The organism is Streptomyces sp. SID4985 (genome assembly GCF_009863025.1).
Classification (GTDB): Bacteria; Actinomycetota; Actinomycetes; order Streptomycetales; family Streptomycetaceae; genus Streptomyces.
Map to the genome: position 1 here is coordinate 13,370 of NZ_WWIR01000298.1, position 14,652 is coordinate 28,021.

Consider the following 14,652-nt stretch of genomic DNA (forward strand, 5'->3'; position numbering starts at 1 on the left):
CCCGAACCGCCGGTAACCGGGGGGTATTTCAGGCAAAGCGGCGCAGTCGCAGACTGTTCGTGACGACGAACACGGACGAGAAGGCCATCGCGGCCCCGGCGATCATGGGGTTCAGCAGCCCCGCGGCGGCCAGCGGCAGCGCGGCGACGTTGTAGCCGAAGGCCCACACCAGGTTGCCCTTGATGGTGGCCAGGGTCTTCCGGGACAGCCGGATGGCATCCGCGGCCACCCGCAGATCGCCGCGCACCAGGGTCAGATCGCCCGCCTCGATGGCCGCGTCGGTCCCAGTGCCCATGGCGAGTCCGAGATCGGCGGCGGCGAGGGCGGCCGCGTCGTTGACGCCGTCACCCACCATGGCCACGGTCCGCCCCTCGCGCTGCAGGCGCCGTACCGCCTCCACCTTGTCCTCGGGGAGGACCTCCGCGATCACCTCGTCGATGCCGACCTCGCGCGCGACCGCCTCGGCGACCGTGCGGTTGTCGCCGGTGAGCAGGACCGGGGTGAGGCCGAGGGCACGCAGTTCGCGCACCGCCCCGGCGCTGGTCTCCTTGACCGCGTCCGCGACGGCCAGCACCGCGCGGGCCCGCCCGTCCCAGCCGACCATGACGGCCGTACGGCCCGCTTCCTCGGCCGCGGCACGGGCGGCCGCCAGCTCCCCGGACAGCTCGTCGCCGAACCGCCCCGCGCTCACCTCGTGGCCGTCCACGCGGCCGCGTACGCCCCGTCCGGGGACGTTCTCGAAGTGCTCGACCGGCGGCAGCGTGCCGACCCGCTCCTCGGCCCCTGCGGCGATCGCACGGGCCACGGGGTGCTCGGAGGCGTGCTCCAGGGCGCCCGCGAGGCGCAGCACCTCCTTCTCGTCCTCACCGGGGGCCGCGTACACCTCCTGGAGGGTCATCCGGCCGGTGGTGACGGTGCCGGTCTTGTCCAGCAGGACGGTGTCGACGCGGCGGGTGGACTCCAGGACCTCGGGGCCCTTGATGAGGATGCCGAGCTGGGCACCCCGCCCGGTGCCGACCATCAGCGCGGTCGGGGTGGCGAGGCCGAGCGCGCACGGGCAGGCGATGATCAGGACGGCGACGGCGGCGGTGAACGCGGCCGCCGTGTCCCCGGTGACCCCGAGCCAGACGCCGAAGGTGCCGAGCGCGATCAGGATGACGACGGGCACGAACACGGCGGAGATCCGGTCGGCGAGCCGCTGCACCTGGGCCTTGCCGTTCTGCGCGTCCTCCACCAGGCGGGCCATCCGGGCGAGCTGGGTGTCCGCGCCGACCCGGGTCGCCTCGACCACAAGGCGGCCGCCCGCGTTGACGGTGGCGCCGGTGACCCGGTCGCCGGGGCCCACGTCCACCGGCACGGACTCGCCGGTCAGCATGGAGGCGTCCACGGCGGAGACGCCCTCGGTCACGGTGCCGTCGGTGGCGATCTTCTCGCCGGGCCGTACGACGAACCGGTCGCCCACGGCCAGCGAGGACACCGGCACCCGCGTCTCACGCCCCTCGCGCAGCACGGCCACGTCCTTGGCGCCCAGTTCCATCAGCGCGCGCAGGGCGGCACCGGCGCGGCGCTTGGAGCGGGCCTCCAGATAGCGGCCGAGCAGGATCAGCGCGACGACGCCGGAGGCGACCTCCAGATAGATCGCGGAGGCGCCCTCGGTGCGCGAGACGGTGAGGCGGAAGGAGTCGTGCATCCCGGCCATGCCCGCGTCGCCGAAGAACAGCGCCCACAGGGACCAGCCGAACGCGGCCAGCGTGCCGACCGAGACCAGGGTGTCCATGGTGGCCGCGCCGTGCCGCAGATTGGTCCAGGCGGCCCGGTGGAAGGGCAGCCCGCCCCAGACGACGACGGGTGCCGCGAGGGTCAGCGAGAGCCACTGCCAGTTGTCGAACTGGAGCGCCGGGACCATGGCGAGCAGGACGACCGGGACGGCGAGGACGACGGAGACGAGCAGCCGCTGCCGCAGCGCGGCCGACTCCGGGTCGCGCTCCTCGGCGCCCTTCCCGGTGTCCTCCTCGGGCTCGGGCTCCGGGGGCGGCGGCTCCTCGGCGGTGTACCCGGTCTTCACGACGGTGGCGATCAGGTCGGCGACCTTCACCCCGGGGCCGTAGCTGACCTTGGCCTTCTCCGTGGCGTAGTTGACGGTGGCGCTCACGCCGTCCATGCGGTTGAGCTTCTTCTCCACCCGGGCGGCGCAGGACGCGCAGGTCATGCCGCCGACGAGCAGCTCGACCTGCGAGGCGGTGCCGTCCGCCTGCCGTGTCTCTTCGGTGGTGCTGGTCATGTCCGGACTCCAGACATCGGACCGGGCCGTACGGAATCCAGTATGAGCTGGTCGGTACGGCCCGGTCGGGGAAGGTGTTTCGCCGGACCCGCGCGGGTGCGGGCCGGAGGCGTGACCGGTGCCGTCAGGCGCGGCCGGCCAGCTCGAAGCCGGCCTCGTCGACGGCGGCGCGGACGGCCTCCTCGTCGAGCGGGGCGGCGGAGACGACCGTGACCTCGCCGGTCGAGGCGACGGCCTTGACCGAGCTGACGCCGGGGATCTCGGAGATCTCGGCGGAGACGGAGCCCTCGCAGTGGCCGCAGCTCATGCCGCTCACCTGGTAGACGGCGGTGACGGAGCCCGGGGTGTCGGTCTGGGCGCTCATGTCGTTCTCCTCGTCGGATGTGCGTGGGGCGGGGCCGGTGTGGCCGGTGGGGTCCTCGGGGGAGCCTCACCTCTGTCAACACTATACCCCTAGGGGGTATTCCCCAAGGGCTCCCCGATGATGGGTGAATCCTCCCGCACCCTATGTATACGCGCGCTTTGTCGCAGTACGGAGAACGCCCGCACACCGCCCTCCGGGGGGCGGGTACGGGCGTTCGTGGGACGCGATGGTGACGGAGGCTCAGTCCCTGCGGCCGCGGTTGCCGGGGCGCGAGGCGACCCAGGCGCGCACCGTGTCGGCGTACCAGTAGGGCTTGCCGCCCTCCACGAGGTCGGGCGGGGGCAGCAGGCCGTGCTTGCGATAGGACCGCACGGTGTCCGGCTGCACCCGGATGTGCGCCGCGATCTCCTTGTAGGACCAGAGCCTTCGGTCGGTCATGAGTCGCACCTCCCTGCGCGCGCGCCACGGGCACGGCCGGGGGCGGCCGTCGGGGGACCGGGCGCAGCGCTGGTGATCACAAGCCTGTGCCGACTCAACGACACAGAGTGACCACCGGGAGGGGTTTGTGGGACGGGTGTGACGGAGGACCCGCGTAAGCGCGACGTATGTGACAGGAGGGGCGTATTCGTGACGGAACCGCAGCCGATCAGTATGACGAGCGGCGGGCGTGGCGGGTTGACGCGGACGGGGTCCGGGGGTCCCGGCCCGCTCCGGGCGTCAACCTCCGCGTACGTCATACCCCCTGCGGGTTTCGGCGTGCGTCACGCCCTGCGGGTTCCGGCCCGCGTCACGCCCCGCACGAGCGCAGGAACGCCCGGGTCCGCCGGGCGATCGGCAGCGGGCGGTCCGGCTCGCACGGGTACATGTCCTGCTCGACGATCGCGAACAGATCGGTGTCCAGGCGTGCCGCCGCCTCCAGGACCGGGCCGAGCGCGGGCACCCCGGCGGGCGGCTCGCACATCACGCCCCGCGCGACCGCCGGGCCGAACGGCGTGCCCTCGGCGCGCACCGCGGCCAGGATCTCCGGGTCCACCTGCTTGAGGTGGAGGTAGCCGATCCGCTCGCCGTAGGTCTCGATCAGCTTGACGCTGTCGCCGCCGCAGTAGGCGTAGTGCCCGGTGTCCAGGCAGAGCGAGACCTGGGCGGAGTCGGTGCCGTCCAGGAAGCGGGTGACGTTCTCCTCGGTGTCGATGTGGGTGTCGGCGTGCGGGTGGACGGCGATCGTCAGGCCGTACCGCTCGCGCACCTCGCGGCCCAGGCGCTCGGTCAGCGAGGTCAGGTTCCGCCACTGCTCCGCGGTCAGTTCGGACGGCTCCAGCACCTCGCCGGTCTTGTCGTCGCGCCAGAAGGAGGGGATGACGACCAGATGGCGGGCGCCCATCGCCCGGGTGAGGTCCGCGATGGCCGAGACGTGCTCCCAGGTCCGCTCCCAGACCGCCGGGCCGTGGTGGAGGCCGGTGAAGACGGTCCCTGCGGACACCTTCAGACCGCGCCGGGCGGTCTCCTCGGTGAGCACGGCCGGGTCGGTCGGCAGATAGCCGTACGGGCCCAGCTCGATCCACTCGTACCCGGCGTCCGCGACCTCGTCGAGGAAGCGTCGCCAGGGCACCTGCCGGGGGTCGTCCGGGAACCACACACCCCAGGAGTCGGGGGCCGATCCGACGCGGATACGGGACAGTGGGGAAGTCGGCAGCGACGTCATGGGCGCCAGCGTGGGCGTCCGCCGGAAGGGGTGTCAATACCTGGTCCGAATGTCCGGACAAAACATTGACAGGGCTCACCGGACCGGACTAGAACACCGGGAAGAGACCCGGCGCGAAGGGGAGTCGATGGTGTACGACCTGATCACCATGGGGCGGATCGGGGTGGACCTCTACCCGCTCCAGACCGGGGTTCCGCTGGCCGAGGTGTCGTCCTTCGGCAAGTTCCTCGGCGGCTCGGCCACCAACGTCGCGGTGGCCGCCGCCCGGCTCGGACTGCGTACCGCCGTGATCACCCGTACCGGCGCCGACCCCTTCGGCGACTACCTCCACGAGGCGCTGCGCGGCTTCGGCGTGGACGACCGCTGGGTCACCCCGGTCCCCGGACTGCCCACCCCGGTCACCTTCTGCGAGGTCTTCCCGCCGGACGACTTCCCGCTCTACTTCTACCGGCTGCCCAAGGCCCCCGACCTGGAGATCCACCCCGGCGAACTCGACCTGGACGCGATCCGCGCGGCGCGTGTCTTCTGGGTCACGGGTACGGGCCTGAGCGAGGAACCGAGCCGTACGGCCACCCTCGACGCCCTCGCCCACCGCGCCCGCTCCGGTGTCACCGTCTTCGACCTGGACTGGCGGCCGATGTTCTGGCAGGACCCCGACACCGCCCGGCCCTTCTACGCCGAGGCCCTGCGCCACGCCACCGTCGCCGTCGGCAACCTGGACGAGGTCGAGATCGCCACCGGTGTCCGCGAACCCCACGCCGCCGCCGAGGCGTTGCTGGCCGCCGGGGTGGAGCTGGCCGTGGTGAAGCAGGGGCCCAAGGGGGTGCTCGCGGTGAGCCGGGACGGGGAGAGCGCGGAGGTGCCCCCGCTGCCCGTCACCGTCCTCAACGGCCTCGGCGCCGGGGACGCGTTCGGGGGCTCGCTGTGCCACGGGCTGCTGGCAGGGTGGGACCTGGAGACGGTGATGCGGCACGCCAACGCCGCCGGGGCCATCGTGGCCTCGCGCCTGGAGTGCTCGTCGGCGATGCCCACTCCGGACGAGGTGTCGGCCGCGCTGGCGGCGGGAGCGGTGCGGTGAGCGCGGGCCGGACCGCCGACGGTGTCCGGGTGGACGTCTCCACCCTCGTCCACCTCCGCACCCGTCACCCCGAGGCCGTCGCCGAGGCGGCCGCCCGCCGGGTCCGCCGTCCCCTGCTCCGGGCCAGTGAGCGGCTGCTGATCGTGGCCGCCGACCATCCTGCCCGGGGTGCGCTCGGGGCCGGGGGGCGGGAGTTCGCCATGGCCAACCGGGGCGATCTGCTGGAGCGGCTGTGTCTGGCGCTGTCCCGGCCGGGGGTGGACGGAGTGCTGGCCACCGCCGACATCCTGGACGACCTGCTGCTGCTCGGCGCCCTCGAAGGCAAGGTCGTGCTGGGTTCCATGAACCGGGGCGGACTCCAGGGCGCCGACTTCGAGCTGGACGACCGCTTCACCGGGCACCGCCCGGAGGACATCCGGCGGCTGCGGTTCGACGCGGGCAAGCTGCTGCTGCGCGTCGACTACACCGACCCGGGTTCGCTGGCCACCCTGGAGAGCGCGGCCCGGGCCGTGGACGCGATGGCGGAGCGCCAACTACCCGTGTTCATCGAGCCGTTCCTCAGCGGACGCGGCCCGGACGGACGGCTGCGCAACGATCTCTCGGCACAGGCGGTCACCCGCTCCCTCGCCATCGCCTCCGGGCTCGGCGGCACCTCCGCCTACACCTGGCTGAAGGTGCCCGTCACCGAGAACCCCGACGACATGGCCGAGGTCATGGCCACCACCACCCTGCCCGCGGTGCTGCTCGGCGGCGAGGCCGGGGGATCGGTCGAGGAACAGGCCGCCGCGTACGAGAAGTGGCGCGGCGCGCTCCAACTCCCCACCGTGCGCGGCCTGGTGGTCGGCCGCTCGCTTCTGTACCCGGCGGACGGCGACGTGGCCGCCGCCGTGGACACCGCCGCCGGACTGCTGTGAGGGGCGCATGACGACCAGCAACGGACTGCATCTGTCCGCCGGGAGCGCGGCGCACGGCCCGTACGCCCTCGACATCGGCCCCGGGCGCCCCGGCTGGGCCCACACCGCCCTGCGCGTCGTCCACCTCGACCCCGGTGCCGCACATGTCTTCGACACCGGGGACGCCGAATGGATCGTGCTGCCCCTGCAAGGTGCATGTACCGTACAAATTGACGAGACCACGTATCAGATCCAGGGCCGGGAAAGCGTGTTCGCGCAGGTCAGCGACTTCGCGTACGCACCCCGTGACGCCCGGGTCCAGATCGCCTCCGGCGCGGGAGGCCGCTTCGCCCTGGCAGGAGCGAAGTGCGAGCGACAACTCCCCGCCCGCTACGGCCCCGCGCCGGAGGTCCCCGTCGAAGAACGCGGCAGCGGCACCTGCGCCCGCCGGGTGCGCAACTTCGCCGCCGCCGGTGCCTTCGACTGCGACAAGCTCATCGCCGTCGAGGTGATCACCCCCGGCGGCAACTGGTCCTCCTACCCGCCGCACAAGCACGACGAGCACCTGCCCGGCGAGGAGTCGGAGCTGGAGGAGATCTACTACTTCGAGATCGAGGACGGCGGCCTCGGCTACCAGCGGGTCTTCCCCTCCCGCGCGGGCGGCGCCGACGTGCTCGCGGAGGTCCGCACGGGTGACGCCGTCCTCGTCCCGGACGGCTGGCACGGGCCGTCGATCGCCCAGCCCGGCCACGCCATGTACTACCTCAACGTGATGGCGGGCCCCGGCGCGACCCGCGAATGGCGCATCCGCTTCCACCCGGACCACACCGAGACCGCAGGGGGCTACCGATGACCACCGTCCGCCTCACGGTCGCGCAGGCGCTCGTCCGCTTCCTCGCCGCCCAGTACACCGAGCGGGACGGTGTCCGGCGTCGGCTCATCAGCGCCACCTGGGGCATCTTCGGCCACGGCAACGTCGCGGGGCTCGGTCAAGCACTCGTGGAACAACGGGAGTTGATGCCGTACCACCAGGGCCGCAACGAACAGGCCATGGTGCACGCGGCCGTTGGTTACGCACGCCAGTCCAGCCGCCTCTCCACGCACGCCGTCACCACCTCCATCGGCCCCGGCGCCACCAACCTCGTCACCGGCGCCGCCCTCGCCACCATCAACCACCTCCCGGTCCTGCTCCTCCCCGGCGACGTGTTCGCGGGGCGCCCTGCCGACCCCGTCCTCCAGCAGCTCGAAGTCCCGTACGCGGGCGACGTGTCGGTGAACGACACCCTGCGCCCGGTGTCCCGGTACTTCGACCGGATCACCCGCCCCGAGGCCCTGATCCCGGCCGCGCTCCAGGCCGTACGCGTCCTCACCGACCCCGTCGAGACCGGCGCCGTCACGCTCGCGCTGCCGCAGGACGTGCAGGCGGAGGCGTACGACTGGCCCGAGGAGTTCTTCGCCGAGCGGGTGTGGACCGTACGGCGTCCGGGAGCGGACCCGACCGAACTCGCCGAAGCCGTAAGGGTGATCAGGGAGGCTCGGCGCCCTCTCGTCATCGCCGGGGGTGGGGTCCACCACAGCCGCGCCGAGACGGCCCTCGCGGAGTTCGCCTCCGTCACCGGCATCCCGGTCGCCTCCACGCAGGCGGGCAAGGGGGCGCTGGCGTACGACCACCCCCAGGACGTGGGCGGGATCGGCCACACCGGCACCGCCACCGCCGACGAACTCGCCCGCGCCGCCGACCTGGTGATCGGGGTCGGCACCCGGTACACCGACTTCACCACCGCCTCCGGCACCCTCTTCGAGCACCCCGGGGTGCGCTTCCTCAACCTCAACATCGCGCCCTTCGACGGCCACAAGATGTCCGGACTCCCGCTGGTCGCGGACGCCCGCAGCGGGCTCGGCGAGCTGACCGAGGCGCTGGAGATGCACGACCACCGGGTGCCGGAGACGTACATCGAGGGGTACACGGCGGCCAAGGCCGACTGGGAGCGCCGGGTCGACGCCTGTTTCGCCGCCGGTGACCCGGACGCGGTGCCGACCCAGCCGCAGGTCGTCGGTGCGCTCGACGCCCTGGTGGACGAGAGCGACATCATCGTCAACGCCGCCGGCTCCCTCCCCGGCGACCTGCACAAACTCTGGCGCGCCCGCTCCCGTGACCAGTACCACCTGGAGTACGGCTACTCCTGCATGGGCTACGAGATCCCGGCCGCCCTCGGCGTGAAGCTCGCCGCGCCCGAGCGGAACGTGTGGGCGCTGGTCGGCGACGGGACGTATCTGATGATGCCGACCGAGATCGTCACCGCTGTGCAGGAGGGCGTGGCGCTCAAGATGGTGCTGATCCAGAACCACGGCTACGCCTCCATCGGCGGCCTCTCGGAGTCGGTCGGCGCCGAGCGCTTCGGCACCGCCTACCGTCACACCGCGCCCGACGGCACCTACACCGGCGCCCCGCTGCCCGTGGACCTCGCCGCCAACGCGGCCAGCCTGGGGATGCGGGTGCTGCGCGCGCGGACCGTGGGGGAGCTGCGGGCCGCCCTCGCCGAGGCGCGGGCCGCCGACACTCCCACATGTGTCTACGTGGAGACCGAAACGTCCGACAGTGTGTCGGGAGCGCCCCCGGCCGCGGCCTGGTGGGATGTTCCCGTGGCCGAGACCGCGACCAGGCCGTCCGCGGTCAAGGCACGCGAGCTGTACGAACGGCACCGGTCGGCCCGCCGCCGCCATCTGTGACAAGGAGCCCGAGGACATGACGAAGACCGTCAACCACTGGATCGGCGGCAAGACCGCCGAGGGCGCGTCGGGTACGTACGGGCCGGTCACCGACCCGGCGACCGGCGAGGTCACCACCCAGGTCGCCTTCGCCACGGTGGAGGAGGTGGACGCGGCGGTCGCCGCCGCCAAGGACGCCTTCGCGACCTGGCGCCACTCCTCGCTGGCCCAGCGCACCACGATCCTGTTCAAGTTCCGCGCGCTGCTTGACGAGCACCGCGACGAGATCGCCGCGCTGATCACCGCCGAGCACGGCAAGGTGCACTCCGACGCGCTCGGCGAGGTCGCGCGCGGCCTGGAGATCGTGGACCTGGCCTGCGGGATCACCGTGCAGCTCAAGGGCGAGCTGTCGACGCAGGTCGCGAGCAACGTCGACGTGGCCTCGATCCGCCAGCCGCTCGGTGTCGTCGCGGGCATCACGCCGTTCAACTTCCCGGCCATGGTGCCGATGTGGATGTTCCCGATCGCCGTCGCGTGCGGCAACACCTTCGTGCTGAAGCCGTCGGAGAAGGACCCCTCGGTCTCTCTCAGGATCGCCGAGCTGCTGGCCGAGGCGGGGCTGCCGGACGGCGTGTTCAACGTCGTGCACGGCGACAAGGTGGCCGTCGACCGGCTCCTGGAGCACCCGGACGTGAAGGCGGTGTCGTTCGTCGGCTCGACCCCGATCGCCCGCTACATCCACACCACCGCCTCCGCCCACGGCAAGCGCGTCCAGGCGCTCGGCGGCGCCAAGAACCACATGCTGGTCCTGCCGGACGCCGACCTCGACGCGGCCGCGGACGCGGCGGTGAGCGCCGCCTACGGCTCGGCGGGCGAGCGCTGCATGGCCATCTCCGCCGTCGTCGCGGTCGGTGCCATCGGCGACGAGCTGGTGGAGAAGATCCGCGAGCGCGCCGAGAAGATCAAGATCGGCCCCGGCACCGACCCGTCCTCCGAGATGGGCCCGCTGATCACGGCGGCCCACCGCGACAAGGTGGCCTCCTACGTCTCCGGCGCCGCCGCCGAGGGCGCCGAGGTCGTGCTCGACGGCACCGGCTACACCGTCGAGGGGTACGAGGACGGCCACTGGATCGGCATCTCCCTGCTCGACAAGGTGCCGGTCACCGCCAAGGCGTACCAGGACGAGATCTTCGGCCCGGTGCTGACCGTGCTGCGCGTGGACAGCTACGACGACGGCATCGCCCTCATCAACGCCTCCCCCTTCGGCAACGGCACCGCGATCTTCACCCGCGACGGCGGCGCCGCCCGCCGCTTCCAGCTGGAGGTCGAGGCCGGCATGGTCGGCGTCAACGTCCCGATCCCGGTCCCCGTCGGCTACCACTCCTTCGGCGGCTGGAAGGACTCCCTCTTCGGCGACCACCACATCTACGGCAACGACGGCACGCACTTCTACACCCGCGGCAAGGTCGTCACCACCCGCTGGCCCGACCCGGCCGACGCCCCGGCGGGCGTGGACCTGGGCTTCCCGCGCAACCACTGAGCGGTACCGCCTGCCGCTGAGCCGGACCGTGGGACGGCTGGGCCCGGATGCCGGGTCCAGCCGTCGAAAACTCGGTGGCCGCACCGTCAGCGGTGCCGCCTATGCTGCCCCCGACGATCACCGGGACCAGGGGAGGGCGCGGCATGTTCGGCAAGCTGTTCGGGGGCGGGAAGAGAACGGAGGCGAATCCGTTCGCGCTTCCGGCCCCGCGCGGGAACCGCGTGTACGCGCTGGACGCGCTCGGGGACGTACGCGTGCTCGCGGCGGTGCAGGCGGCCGAGGCGGGGGACTGGGCGGCGGTCAAGGGGGCGCTGGTTCCCTTCGACCTCGGCCGTGACCACCAGGTCCTGAGCGAACTGGCCGCCGTGGACGGTCTGCAGGACTGGATCGGCCGGGTCGCCGAGGAGGACGAGGAGCACCGGGCGACGGCCCTGCTGATATCCGGGGCGCGCCACGTCCTGTGGGGCTGGGAGGCGCGTACCGGCGCACGGGCCAAGGACGTCACGCGGGAGCAGTGGCAGATCTTCCACGAGCGGCTCGAAACGGCGGAGGAACACCTTCTGGAGGCGGCCGAGTCACGGCCCGAGTGGGTCACGCCGTGGCGCAGGCTCCTCACCTCCGGGCGCGGCATCTCGCGCGGCCGGGCGGTCAACGAGGTCCGGCTCGACGCGGCCCTGCGCCGTGATCCGCTGGACCTGGAGACCCACATCGAGTGGGTGTCGTATCTGCAGCCCCGGTGGAACGGTGAGCCGGGCCAGGCCCTGGCGTTCGCCCGCGAGGCGTTCGGCGGCGCACCGGACGGACATCGCCTCGGGTGTGTGATCCCCATGGCGCACATCGAGGACTGGGTGGAGTCGGAGAACAAGGAAAGCCTCGACACCCCGGAGATCCAGGACGAGTTGAGGGACGCGGCCAGGCGCAGCATCCTCCACCCCGACTACGAGCGGCGGCCGGGCTGGCAGGAGGACTTCAACATCTTCGCCATGGCCCTGGGACTCTCCTCCGAGAGCATCGTGGCCCCGCGCGTCTTCCACGAGCTGGGCGGTGCGTACACCCCGTGGCCGTGGAAGTACATCGCGCGGCCGGAGAAGATGTACGCCCAGTTCCGCCGCCTCGGCTGAGCCGCGGCCCGCAGCCCGCCGCCCCGCATGCGCCCCGCCCACCCGAACACCCCACCCCGGACTCCGCGATGACCAAGAACGCCCCCTTCCCTGCCGACCGCACCTTCCAGGTGGACCTGCGCGGCCTGGTCGACCTCCTCTCCCACCACCTCTACTCCAGCCCCCGCGTCTATCTCCGCGAACTCCTGCAGAACGCGGTGGACGCGCTGACCGCCCGGCACACCCTCGAACCGGCCGCCTCCGCAGGCGACTTCGGCATCCGGCTCTACGCCGACGGCTCGTCCGTGCGCGTCGAGGACGACGGTGTCGGTCTCACCGAGGCCGATGTGCACACGTTCCTCGCCACGATCGGCCGCAGCAGCAAGCGCGCCGAGAAGATAGCCGAGCAACGCGGTGATTTCATCGGCCAGTTCGGCATCGGACTGCTCTCCTGCTTCCTGGTCGCGGACGAGATCCACGTCCTCAGCCGCAGCGCCCGTACCCCCGACGCGCCGGCCGTGGAGTGGCGCGGACGCGGCGACGGCAGCTACAGCGTCCGTACGCTGCCCGCCTCCGTGCGCCCCCGGCCCGGCACCACCGTCACCCTGACGCCGCGTGCCGACGCGCGCGAGTGGACCGCCCCGGCCCAAGTGCACGCGCTCGCCCTGCACTTCGGCTCGCTCCTGCGTCACCCGGTCACCTTCGACGACGGCAGGGGCGACCCGGCGCCGGTCAACCCCGAGCCCGCGCCCTGGGACCGGCCCCACCCCACGCCGGGAGCCCGGCGCCGTGAACTCGCCGCGTACGGCGAGGAGGTCTTCGGGTTCACTCCGCTGGACACCATCGAGCTGGACCTGCCGGCCGTGGGCCTGAAGGGCATCGCGTGCGTGCTGCCCGAGACCGTGCCCGCCGGGCGCCGCCACGGCCACCGCGTGCATGTGAAGGGCATGCTGCTGTCCGAGCAGGCCGAGGAGATCCTGCCCGAGTGGGCGTTCTTCGTGCGCTGCGTGATCGACGCCGAGAGCCTGCGCCCGACGGCGTCCCGCGAGGCGCTGTACGAGGACGACACGCTCGCCGCCGTCCGCGACGCCCTCGCCGAGCGGCTGCGCGCGTGGCTCGCGAGGACCGCCGCCAGCGCCCCGGAGCTGCTCGGCCGCTTCCTCCAGGTCCACCACCTGGCCGTCAAGTCGCTCGCCGTCCACGACGACGAGATCCTGCGGATGCTGCTGCCCTGGCTGCCGTTCGAGACCACCGACGGGCACGCCACCCTGGACGAGTTCGCGCGCACCCACCGCACCGTGCTCGTCACCTCCAGCGTGGAGGAGTTCCGGCAGGTCGCGGCCATCGCCTCGGCCGCCGGACTCGGCGTCGTCAACGGCGGCTACACCTACGACCGCGAACTGGTCCACCGGCTGCCCGAGATCAGGCCCGAGGTCACGGTCGCCGACCTCGACCCGGCGACCCTCACCGCCCACCTCGACCCGGTCGACCGCGCGACGGAACTCGCCGCCGCGGCCTACCTCGCCCAGGCCCGCGACGCCCTCGCCGTCTTCGACTGCGACGTCGCGCTGCGCACCTTCCACCCCGCCTCCGCCCCCGCCCTGCTGATCGACAGCCGCGAGGCCCGCCACGAGCGCACCCGCTCCCAGCTGGCCCGCGAGCAGGAGGGCGGCCTGTGGGGCGACATCCTCGGCCATCTGCGCCAGGAGGCCCCCCGCGCCCAGCTGATCCTCAACCAGCTCAACCCGCTGGTCCGCACCGCCGTCGCCATCGACGAACCCGAACTGGCCCGCACCAGCGCCGAAGCCCTCTACGGCCAGGCCGCGATGCTGTCCCGGCGCCCGCTCCGGCCCGCCGAGTCGAGCCTCATCAACCGCTCCTTCCTCGACCTTCTCGCCCACGCCCTGCGCAAGGACAGCTGACGATGCCGACCGCACCCCAGACCACCGACGAGCTGTTCCAGTCGCTCCGGGAGAACCGCGAGCGCCCCTACGGCCGCACCCGCACCGTCACCGCCGAGGAACTCGCCGAGGCCGCCGAGCAGTTCGCCGAGCCCCTCGCGCTCTTCCGCGCCCTCATGGAACTCCAGGAGGCGTACACCTACGGCTCCGAACCCCGTAAGTCGCCGGTCGTCTTCGCCCGGCTGCTGGGCCTCTACGACGAGCAGCCCGACATCTTCGACGACCGTATGCGCCGCGTGCTGTTCTGGCGGTTCAAGTGGGTCGCCAACGCCCTGCGCGCCCTGCCCGAGATCCCGCTCGCGAGCCTGCGCCAGTGGCTGACCGAGATGCGCGACCGGTACGAGAAGGCGGGCTTCGGCCTCCAGCCGTACTACGGGCAGCGCTATCAACTCGCCGCCCACACAGGGGAGGAGACCCGCCTCGCCTACGAGCTGTGGGCGGCCCGCGCCCGTGAGCCGCTCAGCGACTGCGAGGCCTGCGAGATCTGCGAGCGGGCGCTGTACCACCTGGAGAGCGGCGACGACGAGCGGGCGCTGGGCATCTGGGAGACCGTCCTGGAGGGGAAGGAGTCCTGCCAGGAGGAACCGGCCCGCTCGATCTCGTACGCGCTGCTGCCCCTGCTGCGCACCGGTCAGGCCGACCGGGCCCGCACCCTGCACCTCGCCGGGTACCGCGCCTGCCGCCGCAACCCCTCGATGTCCCGCGAGGTCGGCCGCCACCTGGAGTTCTGCGCCCTCACCGGCAACGAGGCGCGCGGCCTGGAACTCCTCGCCGAGAACCGCAACCTGTTCGAGGAGGCGGACTCGCCGCTGGACCTGTACGACTTCCTCACCGGCGTGGAGGTCCTCCTCCAGCGCGTCGAACTCCTCGGCCACGGCGAGCTGCCCGCCGCCGGATACCCCGGCCGCTCCTGGACGGTGGCCGCCCTGCGCGCCGAGGTGCGGGGCCGCGCCGACGACCTCGCCGCCCGCTTCGACGACCGCAACGGCACGAGCGCCCACACCGACCGCCGCAGGGCCCGCCT

At 72.6% G+C, this 14,652-nt stretch carries 11 protein-coding genes and 1 pseudogene; 8 read left to right on the top strand and 4 right to left on the bottom strand.

The features are described 5' to 3' along the window. Positions 1 to 28: 28 nt before the first annotated feature. From GTW40_RS12155 to GTW40_RS12170, 4 genes are all read right to left on the bottom strand, one after another. The gene (locus GTW40_RS12155; RefSeq protein ID WP_161180186.1) at positions 29 to 2,281 is read right to left on the bottom strand and encodes a heavy metal translocating P-type ATPase; all 2,253 of its coding nucleotides are present in this window, start codon (positions 2,279 to 2,281) and stop codon (positions 29 to 31) included. Between the two features lie 124 nt (positions 2,282 to 2,405). Further along, complete coding sequence (locus GTW40_RS12160) at positions 2,406 to 2,645, bottom strand: heavy-metal-associated domain-containing protein (protein WP_018545007.1); 240 nt, start codon at positions 2,643 to 2,645, stop codon at positions 2,406 to 2,408. 240 nt (positions 2,646 to 2,885) lie between these two features. After that, positions 2,886 to 3,083, bottom strand: a complete 198-nt coding sequence (locus GTW40_RS12165; RefSeq protein WP_018545008.1) for a MerR family transcriptional regulator — start codon at positions 3,081 to 3,083, stop codon at positions 2,886 to 2,888. A 349-nt stretch (positions 3,084 to 3,432) separates the two neighbouring features. Next, entirely contained in the window at positions 3,433 to 4,347 is a 915-nt protein-coding gene (locus GTW40_RS12170) for a sugar phosphate isomerase/epimerase (protein WP_161180187.1), read from the bottom strand. Positions 4,348 to 4,474: 127 nt separating this feature from the next. Here GTW40_RS12170 and iolC point away from each other — a divergent pair, with 127 nt between their 5' ends. From iolC to GTW40_RS12210, 8 genes and pseudogenes are all read left to right on the top strand, one after another. Continuing rightward, on the top strand, positions 4,475 to 5,425 hold the full coding sequence (gene iolC / locus GTW40_RS12175) for a 5-dehydro-2-deoxygluconokinase (RefSeq protein ID WP_161180188.1): 951 nt from the start codon (positions 4,475 to 4,477) through the stop codon (positions 5,423 to 5,425). After that, on the top strand, positions 5,422 to 6,339 hold the full coding sequence (locus GTW40_RS12180) for a deoxyribose-phosphate aldolase (RefSeq protein ID WP_161180189.1): 918 nt from the start codon (positions 5,422 to 5,424) through the stop codon (positions 6,337 to 6,339). The genes iolC and GTW40_RS12180 overlap by 4 nt, the downstream gene beginning before the upstream one ends. Before the next feature lie 7 nt (positions 6,340 to 6,346). Beyond that, positions 6,347 to 7,171, top strand: coding sequence for a 5-deoxy-glucuronate isomerase (gene iolB, locus GTW40_RS12185; RefSeq protein WP_161180190.1), 825 nt, complete (start codon positions 6,347 to 6,349; stop codon positions 7,169 to 7,171). Then, a complete protein-coding gene (gene iolD, locus GTW40_RS12190) occupies positions 7,168 to 9,048 on the top strand; it encodes a 3D-(3,5/4)-trihydroxycyclohexane-1,2-dione acylhydrolase (decyclizing) (protein WP_161180191.1) in 1,881 nt (626 codons plus the stop codon). The genes iolB and iolD overlap by 4 nt, the downstream gene beginning before the upstream one ends. A gap of 16 nt (positions 9,049 to 9,064) precedes the next feature. Next, positions 9,065 to 10,567, top strand: coding sequence for a CoA-acylating methylmalonate-semialdehyde dehydrogenase (gene mmsA / locus GTW40_RS12195; RefSeq protein WP_161180192.1), 1,503 nt, complete (start codon positions 9,065 to 9,067; stop codon positions 10,565 to 10,567). Between the two features lie 143 nt (positions 10,568 to 10,710). Beyond that, positions 10,711 to 11,688 (top strand): hypothetical protein, encoded by a 978-nt coding sequence (locus GTW40_RS12200; protein WP_161180193.1) that lies wholly within the window; start codon positions 10,711 to 10,713, stop codon positions 11,686 to 11,688. Positions 11,689 to 11,756: 68 nt separating this feature from the next. Further along, entirely contained in the window at positions 11,757 to 13,589 is a 1,833-nt protein-coding gene (locus GTW40_RS12205; RefSeq protein WP_161180194.1) for an HSP90 family protein, read from the top strand. A gap of 2 nt (positions 13,590 to 13,591) precedes the next feature. After that, a pseudogene (locus GTW40_RS12210) lies at positions 13,592 to 14,652 on the top strand (hypothetical protein); the annotation flags it as partial.